Consider the following 14033-nt stretch of genomic DNA (forward strand, 5'->3'; position numbering starts at 1 on the left):
GCCGACCGGGCGCCGCGCCCTGCCCCCGCTGCCCGTGCAGACGGGTGCCTGAGCACTGCCCGCACCGGGAGGGCGCCGCACCCCGACGCCCTCTTCCGCATCCCCTCGCCCACCTCCGCACCCCGGGCGACGGAACCTCCGGGCCCCGGCTCCACAGGCCGGCGTGCCGGGTCCGGAGGCCGGTGACCGCCGCCGAGCGATCTCCCCACGGTCCGTTCCACCCGAGGCCGCGCCGCTCCGGCCGGCCCTCCCTTTTCATCCCTTCCCTCATCCGAAGCTCAGGAGACACAGCGTGATCGCACACCAGCCTCTGTCGCGCCGCCGCATGCTCGGCATGGCCGCCTTGGGCGCCGCCGCACTGGCGGGACAGACCACCATCACCGCGGCGCCCCGGGCGGCCGCCGCCACCGCGACCAGCGGTTCCGGCGGCACGTTCGTCCCCGCGGTCGTGGTCGGCACCGGTTACGGCGCGGCCGTCTCCGCCCTGCGTCTCGGCGAGGCGGGGGTCACCACCCTGATGCTGGAGATGGGTCAGCTGTGGAACCAGCCCGGTCCGGACGGCAACGTGTTCTGCGGGATGCTCAAGCCCGACAAGCGCTCCAGCTGGTTCAAGAACCGCACCGAGGCCCCGCTCGGCTCCTTCCTGTGGCTCGACCTCGCCAACCGGGACATCGATCCCTACGCGGGCGTGCTGGACCGGGTCAACTTCGACCAGATGTCCGTGTACGTGGGACGCGGTGTCGGCGGCGGTTCGCTCGTCAACGGCGGCATGGCGGTCACGCCCCGGCGCTCGTACTTCGAGGAGGTGCTGCCCCAGGTCGACGCCGACGAGATGTACACCAAGTACTTCCCGCGCGCGAACTCCACCCTCCGGGTCAACACCGTCGACAAGAGCTGGTTCGAGCAGACCGACTGGTACACGTTCGCGCGGGTCTCGCGCCAGCAGGCCTCGAACGCGGGCCTGGGCACCACCTTCGTGCCCAACGTCTACGACTGGGACTACATGCGCCGTGAGGCGGACGGCACGGTGCCCAAGTCCGCACTGGCCGCCGAGGTCATCTACGGCAACAACCACGGCAAGGTCTCGCTCGACAAGAGCTACCTGGCGGCCGCCCTGGGCACCGGCAAGGTCACCATCGAGACCCTGCACCAGGTCAGGACGATTCGTCAGCAGAACGACGGCACATACCTGCTGACCGTCGAGCAGCGGGACGCCGACGGCAAGCTGCTCGCCACCAAGGAGGTCTCCTGTCGTCACCTCTTCCTCGGCGCCGGCAGCCTCGGTTCGACCGAACTGCTGCTGCGCGCCCGGGAGACCGGTACTCTCCCGAACCTCAGCCCTGAGGTCGGCGGAGGCTGGGGCCCCAACGGCAACATCATGACCGCCCGGGCCAACCACATGTGGAACCCCACGGGCACCAAGCAGTCGTCGATCCCCGCCCTCGGCATCGACGACTGGGACAACCCGAACAGCCCGGTCTTCGCCGAGATCGCGCCCATGCCGGCGGGTGTGGAGACCTGGGTCAGCCTCTACCTGGCCATCACCAAGAACCCGGAGCGCGGCACCTTCGTCTACGACGCCGCCAAGGACCGGGCCGACCTGCGCTGGACCCGGGACCAGAACGCGCCCGCGGTCGCAGCCGCCAAGTCGCTGTTCGACCGCATCAACAAGGCCAACACCACCATCTACCGGTACGACCTCTTCGGCAAGCAGATCAAGGCCTTCGCCGACGACTTCTGCTACCACCCGCTCGGCGGCTGCGTCCTCGGCAAGGCCACCGACAACTACGGCCGCGTCGCCGGATACAGGAACCTCTACGTGACCGACGGCTCGCTCATCCCCGGCAGCATCGGCGTCAACCCGTTCGTGACCATCACGGCGCTGGCGGAGCGCAACGTCGAGCGCATCATCAAGGAGGACGTCGCGAACTCCTGACGAGCGGTGGGCGGGGCCCGCCCCATCTCCTCCCGGCGATGCCCCGCCACGGTGGGTGCTCGCACCCCGACCGAAAAGGAACGATTCCGTGCACTCCCCGCTGACCAAGGACAACGGCCTCTGGATCCGCAGGTTCCACCCGCGCCCCGACAGCCGGGTCCGGCTGGTCTGCCTGCCCCACGCGGGCGGCTCCGCCAGCTTCTACTTCCCCGTCTCCCGGTCCATGCCCGACAGCGTCGACGTGCTGTGCGTGCAGTACCCCGGCCGCCAGGACCGCCGCACCGAACCGCTGCTGGACTCCGTGCCGGCGCTCGCCGACAAGATCTACGAGGCCCTCCTGCCCTGGACCGACCAGCCCGTCGCCCTGTTCGGCCACAGCATGGGCGCCTCCCTCGCCTACGAGATCGCCCGACGGCTGGAGCGGGAGCGGGGCATCACGCCCGCCGCCCTCATCGCCTCCGGCCGCCGGGCCCCGTCCACGCACCGCGACGAGACCGTCCACCTGCGCGACGACGACGGGCTTGTCGCCGAGATGCGCGGCCTGAGCGGCACCAACCCCCAGCTGCTGGGCGACGAGGAGGTCCTGCGCATGATCCTCCCGGCCATCCGGGCGGACTACCGCGCAGCCGAAACGTACGTCTGGGAACCCGGGCCGCCCCTGCGCTGCCCGGTGACCTGCCTCGTCGGCGACGACGACCCGAAGGTCACCGTGGCGGAGGCGGACGCCTGGTCCGGGCACACCGACGGCCCCTTCACGCTGAAGGTCTTCCCCGGCGGCCACTTCTTCCTGGCCCAGCACCAGACGGAGGTCGTCCGCCTCATGGCCGCCCAGCTGGCGGTGCCCGAGCGGGCCTGAGGACCGGACGCATGCGGGCGGATGCAGGGAGCTCCGCCGCTGGGACGGGGCCGCGCGGGGGTGAGCCGCGTCGCATCGAGGCGGGCGAGGCTTGCTATGCAACGAGTTGCATAGCAGGATCGACGGCATGGCGCTCGAACACGCGATCCTGGTGTCGCTCCTGGAGAAGCCGGGGTCCGGCTATGAGCTGGCCCGGCGCTTCGAGCGGTCCATCGGCTACTTCTGGACCGCGACGCACCAACAGATCTACCGCGTGCTCAAGCGCATGGAGAACGACGGATGGATCGACGTCCGGGACGTCCCGCAGCAGGGCCGGCCGGACAAGAAGGAGTACTCCGTCGCCGACCTCGGCCGGGCCGCGCTGTCCTCCTGGCTGCACGATCCGATCGAGCCGGAGAGCGTCCGCCACGACCTGGCCGTGAAGATCCGGGGCGCCGCGTTCGACGATCCGGCCGCCCTGATCCGCGAGGTGGAGCGGCACCGGCAGGCACACCGGGACCGGCTGGCGCACTATCTGGCGGGAGAGGCGCGGGACTTCCCGAGGTCCGAGGCGGACGCGACCGGTCCGCAGGCACCGCCGGACGCGGAGCGGGAGCTGCAGCACGTCGTACTGCGCGGCGGCATCAGGTACGAGCGGATGATGATCGACTGGCTCGACGACGTCCTGGCCACGCTGGCCCGGTTCGGTCCGGGCCACTGATCGCCGCCGTACCGCCCGCAGGTCCCGCCGGTCCAGCCGTCAGAGCCCCCTTCCCACTCGTCCACCAGCCGAAAGGCGTCCTCACCATGGCCGACCAGCTGCTGTTCAACCCGCGCACCTACGACCCCGCGCACTTCGACCCCGAAACGCGCCGCCTGCTGCGCGCCACCGTCGACTGGTTCGAGGAGCGCGGGAAGGGGCGGCTGATCGAGGACTACCGGACCCGCGCGTGGCTCGGTGACTTCCTGGCCTTCGCGGCCAAGGAGAACCTGTTCGCCACCTTCCTGACGCCGTCGTCCGCCGTGGGGGAGGGGGAGCCGGACAAGCGGTGGGACACCGCCCGGATCGCCGCGCTCAACGAGATCCTGGGCTTCTACGGCCTGGACTACTGGTACGCCTGGCAGGTCACGATCCTCGGCCTCGGCCCGGTCTGGCAGAGCGACAACGCCGCCGCCCGCTCCCGCGCCGCGGAACTCCTCGCCCGGGGAGAGGTGTTCGCGTTCGGCCTGTCCGAGAAGGAGCACGGCGCCGACATCTACTCCACCGACATGCTGCTGGAGCCCGACGGCGACGGCGGCTTCCGCGCCACCGGATCCAAGTACTACATCGGCAACGGCAACGCGGCCGGACTCGTCTCCGTCTTCGGCCGCCGCAGCGACGTCGAGGGCCCCGACGGCTACGTGTTCTTCGCCGCCGACAGCCGTCACCCCGCCTACCACCTGGTCAAGAACGTCGTCGACTCCTCCAAGTTCGTCAGCGAGTTCCGCCTGGAGGACTACCCCGTAGCCGCCGAGGACGTCCTGCACACGGGCCGCGCCGCCTTCGACGCCGCCCTCAACACCGTCAACGTCGGCAAGTTCAACCTGTGCACCGCCTCGATCGGCATCTGCGAGCACGCGATGTACGAGGCCGTCACCCACGCCCACAACCGCATCCTCTACGGCCGCCCCGTCACCAGCTTCCCGCACGTGCGGCGGGAGCTGACCGACGCGTACGTCAGGCTCGTCGGCATGAAGTCGTTCAGCGACCGCGCGGTCGACTACTTCCGCTCCGCCGGCCCCGACGACCGCCGCTACCTGCTCTTCAACCCGATGACGAAGATGAAGGTGACCACGGAGGGCGAGAAGGTCATCGACCTCATGTGGGACGTCATCGCCGCCAAGGGCTTCGAGAAGGACAACTACTTCGGCCAGGCGGCCGTGGAGATCCGCGGACTTCCGAAGCTGGAGGGCACCGTCCACGTCAACCTGGCGCTGATCCTGAAGTTCATGCGCAGCCATCTCCTCGACGCCGTCGAGTACCCCGCCGTGCCGACCCGCCTCGACGCGGCCGACGACGACTTCCTGTTCCGGCAGGGACCGGCCCGTGGCCTCGGCTCGGTGCGCTTCCACGACTGGCGGCCCGCCTTCGACGCGTACGCGCACCTGCCCAACGTGACCCGCCTGCGTGAACAGGCCGACGCCCTCTGCGAGTTCGTCACCACCGCCGCCCCCGACGCGGAGCAGAGCCGCGACCTCGACCTCGTCCTCGCGGTCGGTCAGCTCTTCGCCCTCGTCGTGCACGGACAGCTCGTCCTGGAGCAGGCCGCCCTGACCGGTCTCGACGAGGACGTGCTCGACGAACTCTTCGCCGTCCTCGTGCGGGACTTCTCCGCGCACGCCGTCGAACTGCACGGCAAGGACTCGGCAACCGAGCAGCAGCGGGACTGGGCGCTGGCCTCGATCCGGCGGCCGGTCGTCGACGCGGCACGCACGGAGCGGGTCTGGCAGCGGGTCGAGGCGCTGTCCGGAGCGTACGAGATGGCTCCGTAGCCGCTCCCGCGCCGCATCGGTGGCCGAGCCGCGTGGGAGCGGCCGCCGCTCGGCACACTCGCTGTTGATGAGATGATGACCGGCGACAAAAGGCGACGGCGTTCCGAGGAAGCCGGTGTGAATCCGGCACGGTCCCGCCACTGTGACCGGTGAGCCACTCCCCGCAGCGGGGCGAGTGGCGCACCGGAAGCCAGGAGACTCACGCGGTCGCCTCCTTCAGCAGAACCGGGGCGGATCTCCCCGGGAGGGGAGTGGCGCCGTGCCCGGAAGGCCGACGGCAGGGACATCAGGCAAGCACGAGGCCGGCGGAACGGTGCCGTGCCGGGTCGTCGTGTGCCGGGACTGCTGCTGCGGCAGCCCCAAGGTGACCGGGGTCGATCACGCGGCGCAGACCGCGCGGCTGCGGGCGGAGGTGCCGGTGCGCGTCTCCGACTGCCTCGATGTGTGTGACCAGGCCAACGTCATCGTCGTACAGCCGTCCGCCGCGGGCCGGGCCGCCGGGGCGCGGCCGGTGTGGCTCGGGCTCGTCAACGATCAGGACGCCACCGAGGACATCGTCACCTGGGTGCGCGCCGGTGGTCCGGGGGTGGCGCCCCTGCCGGACATCCTCGACCTGTACGTCTTCACCCCACCGCGGCGCACCGCGGGTTCCTGACGCCCGGGCCCGCGGCGACCCGGTTCTCCAGCGAGGCCCGGCTCTCCGGCCGGCCACGGATCTCCATGGCACTGCGTGTCGTCCCGCTGTGCGCGGCCCCGCGTGTCCCCGGAGCGGACGGTGCGGTCCCCACGGCGCGTCCCACTGGCCCTCGCAGGCCCCGTGGAGCATCGTGGAAACGGTGGCTGACCTGCAGGAAGGACGTTTCCCCTGACCTTCGCCGTGGGACCGGCACGCCGGTGAGGTCAGCAGGTGAAAGGAGCCACTGTGATGAGCCCAGCGCAACAACCTCCACAGCGACCGGGTGGTCCGAAGGACGCGGACTCGGGCCCGAGCGGCCTGATGGATCTGCTGGGTGTCGCCGCGGTGCTGCTGGAGGCCGACGGGCGGATCGACATGTGGAGCCCGCAGGCCGAGCAGCTCTTCGGCTACACCGGCAGTGAGGCGCTCGGGCAGTACGCGGCCCTGCTGCTGTTGCAACCGGAACACCGGGATGCGGCGATCATGCTGTTCGCCGAGGTGATGGAGACGGGCCGGGGCTGGGCAGGCGCGTTTCCCGTGCGGCACAAGGACGGCAGCACTCGGATGGTCGAGTTCCGCAACATGCGGCTGACCGACAACACCGGCGACCACTACGCCCTGGGCCTGGCCACCGACCGGACCACCCTCCGGCAGGTGGAACGGGGTGTGGCCCTGTCCACCCGGCTGGTCACCCAGGCGCCGATCGGGCTGGCGATCCTGGACACCGACCTGCGGTACGTGGTGGTCAACCCCGCCCTGGCGTCGATGCACGGAGTGGCCGAGGCCGAGCACGTGGGCCGCAGATTCGGCGAGATCCTGCCCGGTGCGGCCTTCCAGGACGCCGAGACCGCCATGCGGCGGGTCCTGGAGACCGGAGTCCCCGTGGTCGACCGGCAGGTGGTGGGCCGCACACGCGCCGACCCGGAAGGCGACCACGCCTGGGCGGTGTCGTTGTACCGGCTGGAGGACCAGCATGCGAACGTCCTGGGCGTCGCCAACGTGGTGGTCGACGTCACCGACCGGTACCAGGCGGCCAGAAGGGCCGACCGGGCCCAGCAGCGCCTGCGCCTGGTGGCCAACGGCTCGGCCCGCATCGGCACCACCCTGGAGGTGGAGCGCACCGCGCAGGAGTTGGCCGACGTCGTCGTGCCCGGCCTGGCCGACATGGTCGCGGTGGACCTCCTGGACTCCGTCCTGCAGACGGGCCGCACGGACATCGGCGAGGGCCCGGCGCTGTTCCGCGCCCTGGCGGTGAAGACCGCCTACCCCACGAACGCCGCTCAGGCGATCGTGCCGCCCGGCCGGCTCACCACGTACCACGCCGACCACCCGGCGGCGTACTGCGTCCGCACCCGCAAGCCCCATCTGATCACCCACCTGGACAGCGGCGAACACACCCGGATCGCCACCGACCCCGAGGCCGCCTCCCTGCTCGCGCGGGCCGGTGTGCACACCGACATCGCGGTTCCCCTCATCGCACGGGAACAGGTCATCGGCGTCATGGGTCTGGCCCGCGCCCGTAACCCCGTGCCCTTCGACGAGGACGACCTCGCACTCGCCTGCGAACTCGCCTCCACCGCGGCCCTGAGCATCGACAACGCCGTCCTCCACCACCACATCCGCAGCGCCGCGGAAACCCTCCAGCGCAGCCTGCTCCCGCAGCTCTCGCCCCGGCACCCCGGCCTTGAGGTCGCCGCCCGCTACCGGCCCGCGCAGGCGTTCAGCGAGGTCGGCGGCGACTGGTACGACGTCATCCCCCTGGAGGGCGACCGCACCGCACTCACGGTGGGCGACGTCATGGGCAGCGGCATCCCCGCGGCCACCGCCATGGGACGTCTGCGCACCGCCACCTCCACCCTCGCCGACCTCGACCTCGGCCCCGCCCGGATCCTCACCCACCTCGACAAGATCACCAGTGGCCTGGACCCGTACATCGCCACGTGCGTGTACGCGATCTACGACCCCCACCACGCCCGTCTGCAGGTGGCCTCCGCCGGCCACCTGCCCCCGGTCCTGATCCGGGCCGGCAGAGCACCGGAACTCCTCGACCTCCCCACCGGCACCCCGCTCGGCGTCGGTGGCGTCCCCTTCGAGACCACCACCTTCGACCTGCGCCCCGGCGATCAACTGGTCCTCTACACCGACGGCCTGGTCGAAACCCGAAGCGACCCCATCGACCAACGCCTGGACGACCTCCTGCGCCTCCTGACCGGCCCGGACCACTCCACGGAGGAGACCTGTGACCGGCTGCTGCAGCAGCTCCGGCACCCGGCCGGCCACGACGACGTCGCGCTGCTCATCGCCCGCGCACAACCGCAGCCGGACGCCCGGGGGACCCAACCGTGACGCCCGGCCCCGGCCTGCCGCGGCACCTCGCCCGCACGCCCTCAGGTCCGCGACGCGCTCCGGTGCGCGCGCACTCCCGCCAGCGCGCCCAGCACGGTGTCGTTGGCGTTCCGGTCGCCGACGGTCAGCCGGATTCCCTCGCCGGGGTAGTGGCGCGCCTGGACACCGGCGTCGGTGAGTGCCGCGGCGCCCTCGTCGACCGGATCGGGCGCGGCGAGCCAGACGGAGTTGGCGTGGCCGGGGCGGACGCGCCAACCGAGGGACACGAGTTCACACCGGAGCCGTTCACGTTCGGCGACGACGGTGTCCACACGCAGGCGCAGCTCGCTCTCGGCACGCAGTGAGGCCTTGACCGCCGCTGTCGCCACCGCGTTGATCCCGAAGGGCAGCTGGTGCCGGCGGATCCGCTCCACCAGACCGGGGGCGCCGAGCCCGTAGCCCACCCGCAGGGCGGCGAGGCCGTAGGCCTTGGAGAAGGTGCGCAGGACCAGCAGGTTGGGGTGCGCGTCCAGGAGCGCGGGCGTGTCCGGCAGGTCGGGGCCGCGGGCGAACTCCACGTACGCCTCGTCGAGGAGCACCGTGACGTGCCGGGGGACCTGGGACAGGAACGCCGACAGCGCGCCGGCGGTGACGAGGCTTCCGGTGGGGTTGTGGGGATTGCACAGCACCACGACGCGGGTGCGGTGGTCGAACGCCGCGAGCAGGGCCCTCAGATCCTGGTGTCCGTCCGGCGCCAGGGGTACCGGGACGGAGCGGGCACCGGCCATGGCGGCCAGCAGGGGGTAGGCGTCGAACGTGCGCCAGGCGTGGACCACCGCGTCGCCGGGCCGGACCACCGCCTGGAGCAACTGCAGGGCCACGCCGACCGATCCGCTGCCCACCGCGACGCGGTCGCAGGGCACCCGGCACCACGCGGCGATCCGCTCGGTGAGGTCGTCGGGGTGGAACTGCGGGTAGCGGTGGGCCTGTGCGACGGCTCGTTGCATCGCCTCGCGCACCGAGGGCAGTGGGGGATACGGGCTCTCGTTCAGGGCGAGCCGGTGCAGTACGGGGACGTCCACGGCTCAGTCCCGCCCGCCGTGCCAGCGCACGGCGACGGCACCGGCGAAGTCACCCGCGTGGGCGAATCCCCCGAGCACCATCAGGTCGCCGTCCGCCACCTGCCCGGAGCTGAGCGCGCGGTCCAGGGTGACCGGGAGCGCCGCTCCGAACAGGTTCCCGTAGGCGTCGAAGGTGTTCAGGTGCCGTTCGGCCGGCAGCTGCAGCGCCTCCCGCCAGTTCCGCAGGAAGGTGCGGTTGGGCTGGTTGGTGATGAGGACGTCGATGTCGGTGCTCGCCACGCCGATCCGCCGGCACAGCTCCATGACCACCTCGGGGACCAGGCGGTTCCCGCGTGCGAGGACCTTGGCGACGCTCGCGTCGGTGAATCCGATCCGCAGCTGGGACTCTCCTGGCTCCCAGTACTTGCGGCCGTCGTCGACCGCCAGGGTCATGTCGCCGGCGTACTCGCCGATGTGCCGGGTCTCCACGTCGAGGACCGGCGACTCGGCCGACGTCGTCACGTACCCCACGCCGCACCCGTCGCCCGGGATCGCCGCCTGCGCGAGTTTACGCACCTCGGACTGGGTGAACCACTGCCCCGCGGCGCTCTGCGCGTTGCAGATCAGCGCGGTCTTCGCATCGGTGGAGGTCAGGATCTGCCGGGCCAGCTTCACCATGTGCACGAAGGAGGCGCAGCCCGCGTTGGCCACGTCCACGAGCCACTCCGGGTTCAGGCCCAGCCGACGCGCCACCTCGGTGCCGGCGCCCACGAACGGCAGGTCCGGCAACTGGCTGTGCACCAGCAGCACGTCGACGCCCCGGATCTCCGCCGCACCGTGCCGTTCGATCAGCGGCTGCACGGCGCGCTCGACCATGTCCGCGTTGGTCTCGTCCCCGGCCACGTGGTGCCGCAACGGCGGGACCTTGAACATGGGGTGGTTGCGGAGCTTGTCCTCGGCTCCGGGGAAGTCCGTGTAGAACTCCGCGGGGACGGGCTCGCCGGGCAGATAGCTCGCGACGTCGGTGAGGCTGACCGTGGTCACTGAGCCACCGTCCTCGCCGGAGCCGAACCGACCGGCAGACCGCCGCGGTGACGGTGTTCCAGGATGGCCTTGAGATTGCGCATCTCCACGGTGTGTCCCGCGTAGAAGAGATCCCAGTAGTCGCCGACCCAGGGCCGGTCGGGGCGGGGCGCCAGGCCGGGGTGAGGGTTGTCGTCGTAGTAGGGGTGCCGGCAGTTGGTCCAGGTGATCACCGAACCCGGCTTGTCGAGTACCAGGCGGGCCGGGACGACGCGCATCAGGTAGATCATCCACAGCTTCTCGCCCTGGTCCCAGGAGCAGTGGTAGTCCACGGTCATGGCCTCGGGGTTCGCCGCCACCCTGCAGTAGATCCTGGTGTCGTCCTCCAGGCGGTCGTGGCCGACCCACAGCCCTGGTGTGCCGGTGGGCGCGAAGTCCCGCAGACTGCAGGTCCACTCCTCCAGGTGGTGCCCCTGGCGCAGGTAGTCGTAGGCCTGCTCCGGGGGGCAGTCGACGTGTTCGTGGATGGTGCAGTACTGCCCGTAGACCTGGTGGTGGGGGTAGACCGCGTGGGTGAGCTCCATGCAGTGGGCGGTCAGTTCCTCCTTGCCGGTGTTCTCGATCCGGACCAGACCGGGGATGTCAGCCAACGTGGACGACGGCTCGCTCATCTGAACTCTCCTTGCTCTCGGCGGCTTCGGTGAAGGACTGGAAGGGAAGGAACGGGGGGATCTCCCGTGGGTCGCACTCCACTGCGACGAACGCCGGGCCGCCGCCCGCGTTGCCGCGCAGCAGTGCCGCGCGCAGTTCCGCCGCGTCGGCGGCTGCCGTGGCATCGAGGGACGGGAAGGCGGCGGCCACCCCGGCGGCCAGGTCGGTCCGGCTGAACAGGTCGTCGCCGCGCCCGCCGCCCTGGAGGAACTCCTCCCTCAGCGCGCACATGGCGTGGGCGTTGTTGTTGAAGATCACGAACGTGACGGGTGCGTCGTACTCCACGGCGGTGTGCACTTCCATCCCGTGCATGAAGAAGGCCCCGTCGCCGGCGAGGACGTAGGTGCGCCGGCCGGTGGCGAGCGCGGCGCCGATGCCGGCGCCGAAGGTGTAGCCCATGCCGCCCATGCCGACCGCCACCACGAAGCGGCCGTGGCGCGGAGCGGGCAGGAGATGGACCGCGCCGGCCCCCGTGTTGCCGGCGTCCACGAAGACGTGGGCGTCCTGGGGGAGTGCCGCCTCCACCGCGGCGACCGCCTGGGCCTGGGGGACGGTCCCCTCGCGGGCCTGGACGAGCGGACCCGGCAGCGGGGTGGGAAGGGGGCCGGCGTGCGGCGGGCAGGGACGTGTGTGCGACGGCAGCCGGGCGGTCACCGCGCGCAGCGCGTCCCGCAGGTTCCCGCCGAGTGCGGTGCCTGCCACGAACGGCGGTTCGGGGCCGAGACAGACCACGTCGGTGGCGGCCAGCGCCTCGTCGAGACCGCCGCGTGCCAGGAGCGGCAGCCGGGTGCCGACCAGCAGGCACAGGTCGGCCCGGCGCAGACAGTCCTCGACGTTGGCGTGGCCCATCACCCCGGCCACGCCCGCGAACCGTGGATCGCGGTTGTCGAAGACGTCCTTGGCGTCCGGCGTGACCGCCACCCACGCCCCGAGGCATCGGGCCAGTTCCGCCAGCTCCTCACGTGCGTCGGCGGCGGCCACGTCCTCGCCGGCGATGACGAGCACGTGACCGGCCCCGCGAAGGGCGTCCGACACGGCGGCGACGGCAGTGGTGTCGAGCCGCGCCGCGCGGGCCGTCGCGGGACCTCCCGGTGCCGGGACCGCGCGGCGGGCGGGTACCTGGATCCGTGCCTGCTGCACGTCCTTGGGCAGCAGCAGTACGGCCGGTCCGCGCGGGTCGGACTGCGCCGCGGCGACCGCCCGGGGCAGCAACTCGCCGATCGAGTCCGGGTCTTCGACCCGGGCGCAGAACCGGGAGACGGGCGCGAAGACCTCCCGCGCGTCGAAGGTGCCCGACCTGCCGCTGGAGTCCTGGAACGCACCGATCCCCTCCTGGCCGGTCGGCGGCTGGCCCACCAGGGCCAGCACGGGTACCCGGGAGGCGTACGCCTCCGCCAGACCCGGTACGAGGTTCATCGCCCCGCCGCCCGAGGTGGCGGCGACGACGCCGACGCGCCTGGTGGTCCGTGCGTATCCGTCGGCCATGGTGACGGCGGAGAACTCGTGTTTGGCGACGACACCGCGGACGGCGCCGCCGCGGTGCACCGCGTCGTACAGGTCCTCGATGTTCGCGCCGCCGACGCCGAACACGTGGGTGACGCCGGCCCTGGCGAGTTCCCCGGCCAGGTAGTCGACCACGCGTACCGTTCCTCCCGCGCCCGCCTCCGGGGCCATGGTGGTCATGCGGGGCTTCCCTCCCTCTCGTGACGGTGGTCGATGAGTCCGGACGGCGAGATCACCTGAAAGCGGTGCCGGTATTCCCTGGGGGTGAGTCCCAGGGTGCGTCCGAAGGAGCGGAAGAACGTCTCGGTGGCGGCGAATCCGCAGCGGCCGGCTATCTGGCTGATCGTCAGGTCGGTGGTCTCCAGCAGTTCGCGGGCGCGGGCGATACGCGTCCGCTCGACGTACTGGCCGGGTGTCGCGCCCACCTCGCGCCGGAAGACCCGGGCGAAGTTGCGCTGACTCATGTTGGCCTGCCGCGCGATCTCGGCCACGGGCAGCGGGCTGTCCAGGTTCTCCAGAATCCACTCCTGCGCGGCCCGGATCGGCGGATGGTCGGCCAACTGGGCGTCGAGGACGGCGCTGTACTGGGACTGTCCTCCGTGCCGCTTGAGGAACAGCACCAGAAACCGTGCCGTCTCCAGCGCGAGCGCCGATCCGTGATCGGCCTCCACCAGGGCCAGCGCCATGTCGATGCCCGTCGAGACGCCCGCGGAGGTCACGAAGGGGCCGTCCCAGACGAAGATCGGCTCGGCGTCCACCGTCACATCCGGGTAGCGGCACGCCATCGCCTCGCTGTACGCCCAGTGCGTGGTGGCGCGTCTGCCGTCGAGGAGGCCCGCCTCGGCCAGCAGAAAGGATCCGCCGCATACGGATGCCACTCTGCGCGACCGGGCCGCCGCCCGGCCGATCCAGGACACGAGCGCCTGGTCCCCGAGAGCGTTGTTGAGACTCCATCCGCCCGGCACGAGGAGGGTGTCGATCGGGCCCTGCCCGTCCTCCAGGGGCGAGGCCTCCACCACGACCCCCGAACTCGTGCGCACCAGGGGTGCGTCGGCGGAGACGAACTCGGTCCGGTAGGCGGTGCCCGAGGGGCCCAGGAGCCGGTTCGCGGTATCGAACACTTCAATCGGTCCGGTGATGTCCAGGGCCATCGCGCCCGCGTACACCACCACAACAACACGTCGCTCCAACACGGTCACAGCCTGTATCGGAAATCGCACTGGCTGCAATGACAGATTACTGACGTATCCGGCCAACGAGCGGCGTCGGACGGTCGGGAAGGGCGCTGGCAAGGCGGTTTGGGCACCGCGCGGGCCGCGCGGGGTGAGACAGCTCACAGGGCGCCGGTACGGCCGTGCGCCGCGGCCGCGCCGCCGCCCCCGTGCCGGACGCGACCGGCGGCGCGTCGTCGATGGCCCGTGGGGACTGCGC

11 protein-coding genes and 1 riboswitch are annotated in these 14033 nt (G+C 71.5%); of the genes, 6 read left to right on the forward strand and 5 right to left on the reverse strand.

The features are described from left to right. The first annotated feature begins 325 nt into the window (after nucleotides 1-325). The 6 genes from IE244_RS22190 to IE244_RS22215 all read left to right on the forward strand — a co-directional run bounded on the left by IE244_RS22190 (nucleotide 326) and on the right by IE244_RS22215 (nucleotide 8325). The gene (locus tag IE244_RS22190; RefSeq protein ID WP_191875558.1) at nucleotides 326-1936 is read left to right on the forward strand and encodes a GMC oxidoreductase; all 1611 of its coding nucleotides are present in this window, start codon (nucleotides 326-328) and stop codon (nucleotides 1934-1936) included. Nucleotides 1937-2024: 88 nt separating this feature from the next. Further along, nucleotides 2025-2792 carry a thioesterase II family protein gene (locus tag IE244_RS22195; RefSeq protein ID WP_191875316.1) on the forward strand — a complete coding sequence of 256 codons (768 nt, stop codon included), beginning with the start codon at nucleotides 2025-2027 and terminating at the stop codon, nucleotides 2790-2792. A gap of 127 nt (nucleotides 2793-2919) precedes the next feature. Beyond that, a complete protein-coding gene (locus tag IE244_RS22200; protein WP_191875317.1) occupies nucleotides 2920-3492 on the forward strand; it encodes a PadR family transcriptional regulator in 573 nt (190 codons plus the stop codon). 86 nt (nucleotides 3493-3578) lie between these two features. After that, on the forward strand, nucleotides 3579-5303 hold the full coding sequence (locus IE244_RS22205) for an acyl-CoA dehydrogenase family protein (RefSeq protein ID WP_191875318.1): 1725 nt from the start codon (nucleotides 3579-3581) through the stop codon (nucleotides 5301-5303). Between the two features lie 81 nt (nucleotides 5304-5384). After that, nucleotides 5385-5524: riboswitch (cobalamin riboswitch) on the forward strand. A gap of 38 nt (nucleotides 5525-5562) precedes the next feature. Further along, nucleotides 5563-5958 (forward strand): (2Fe-2S) ferredoxin domain-containing protein, encoded by a 396-nt coding sequence (locus IE244_RS22210; RefSeq protein WP_229854270.1) that lies wholly within the window; start codon nucleotides 5563-5565, stop codon nucleotides 5956-5958. Nucleotides 5959-6228: 270 nt separating this feature from the next. Then, the gene (locus IE244_RS22215) at nucleotides 6229-8325 is read left to right on the forward strand and encodes a SpoIIE family protein phosphatase (RefSeq protein WP_191875319.1); all 2097 of its coding nucleotides are present in this window, start codon (nucleotides 6229-6231) and stop codon (nucleotides 8323-8325) included. Between the two features lie 41 nt (nucleotides 8326-8366). Here the strand turns inward: IE244_RS22215 and IE244_RS22220 are convergent, their stop codons facing one another. The 5 genes from IE244_RS22220 to IE244_RS22240 are packed head-to-tail and all read right to left on the reverse strand — an operon-like array spanning nucleotide 8367 to nucleotide 13795. Further along, nucleotides 8367-9386, reverse strand: coding sequence for a histidinol-phosphate transaminase (locus tag IE244_RS22220; protein ID WP_191875320.1), 1020 nt, complete (start codon nucleotides 9384-9386; stop codon nucleotides 8367-8369). Between the two features lie 3 nt (nucleotides 9387-9389). Continuing rightward, on the reverse strand, nucleotides 9390-10409 hold the full coding sequence (locus tag IE244_RS22225; RefSeq protein ID WP_191875321.1) for a ketoacyl-ACP synthase III family protein: 1020 nt from the start codon (nucleotides 10407-10409) through the stop codon (nucleotides 9390-9392). Continuing rightward, on the reverse strand, nucleotides 10406-11059 hold the full coding sequence (locus IE244_RS22230; RefSeq protein WP_191875322.1) for an SRPBCC family protein: 654 nt from the start codon (nucleotides 11057-11059) through the stop codon (nucleotides 10406-10408). The genes IE244_RS22225 and IE244_RS22230 overlap by 4 nt, the downstream gene beginning before the upstream one ends. Further along, on the reverse strand, nucleotides 11031-12782 hold the full coding sequence (locus tag IE244_RS22235) for a thiamine pyrophosphate-binding protein (protein ID WP_229854271.1): 1752 nt from the start codon (nucleotides 12780-12782) through the stop codon (nucleotides 11031-11033). The genes IE244_RS22230 and IE244_RS22235 overlap by 29 nt, the downstream gene beginning before the upstream one ends. Continuing rightward, on the reverse strand, nucleotides 12779-13795 hold the full coding sequence (locus IE244_RS22240; RefSeq protein WP_229854272.1) for a GlxA family transcriptional regulator: 1017 nt from the start codon (nucleotides 13793-13795) through the stop codon (nucleotides 12779-12781). The genes IE244_RS22235 and IE244_RS22240 overlap by 4 nt, the downstream gene beginning before the upstream one ends. Between the last annotated feature and the right edge of the window lie 238 nt (nucleotides 13796-14033).

Source organism: Streptomyces filipinensis (assembly GCF_014649495.1).
Taxonomy (GTDB): Bacteria; Actinomycetota; Actinomycetes; order Streptomycetales; family Streptomycetaceae; genus Streptomyces; species Streptomyces filipinensis.